Source organism: Teichococcus deserti, assembly GCF_001982615.1.
Taxonomy (GTDB): Bacteria; Pseudomonadota; Alphaproteobacteria; order Acetobacterales; family Acetobacteraceae; genus Pseudoroseomonas; species Pseudoroseomonas deserti.
This window is the reverse complement of record NZ_MLCO01000533.1, coordinates 1-898: the sequence shown is the minus strand read 5'-3', so window position 1 is coordinate 898 and position 898 is coordinate 1. Positions and strand designations below refer to the sequence as shown.

The following is an 898-nucleotide window of genomic DNA, read 5'->3' as shown; positions in this document are numbered from 1 at the left end:
GGTGAGGCCCTGGCCCCCGCATGAACACCCCGCTTCTGGAGGCCCAGGGCCTCACCCGCCGCTACTGGCAGCGCCAGGGTTTCTTCGGCCGCCCTGTCGAGGTGCGCGCGCTGGACGGCGTCTCGCTGACGCTGGAACGCGGCAAGACCCTTGGCCTGGTCGGTGAATCCGGCTGCGGCAAGTCGACCACCGGCCGGCTGGTGCTGGGCCTGGAAACCCCCGACCAGGGCAGCGTCCGCTTCGCCGGCGGCGCCCTGCCCGCCCCCGGCAGCAGCGCCTGGCGGGCGCAGCGCGCGAAGATGCAGATGGTCTTCCAGGACCCGCTGGGCGCGCTCGACCGCCGCCTGTCCATCGGCACCCAGGTCGAGGAGCCGCTGAAGATCCACAACCTGCCCGCCGGGCCGGAGCGCGTGGCCGCCCTGCTGCAGGCCGTCGGCCTGCGCCCCGACCAGGGCGCCCGCTACCCGCATGAGCTTTCCGGCGGCCAGCGGCAGCGCGCCGTGCTGGCCCGTGCCATGGCCACCGACCCGGCGCTGCTGGTCTGCGACGAGCCGATCAGCGCCCTCGATGTCTCGATCCAGGCGCAGGTGATGAACCTGCTGTCGGACATCCAGGCCGCCCGCGGCGTCTCGATCCTGTTCATCAGCCACGACCTGCGCGCCGTCCGCCAGATGAGCCACCGGGTCGCCGTGATGTATCTCGGCCGCATCGTCGAGGAGGGCGAGCCCGACGCCGTGCTGCACAGCCCGGCCCACCCCTATGCCCAGGCGCTGGTCTCGGCCATCCCGCATCCCGGCCGGCGCGGCCATCGCATCGTGCTGCAGGGCGACCCGCCCAACCCGGCCGCCCGCCCCGCCGGCTGCGCCTTCCACCCGCGCTGCCCGATGGCGACCGGCCG

1 protein-coding gene is annotated in these 898 nt (G+C 74.4%); it reads left to right on the top strand.

Translation table 11 applies throughout. The features are described 5' to 3' along the window. Positions 1-20: 20 nt before the first annotated feature. Positions 21-898 (top strand): ABC transporter ATP-binding protein (locus BKE38_RS29820; RefSeq protein WP_076960693.1); only part of this gene is annotated, 878 nt, incomplete at its 3' end.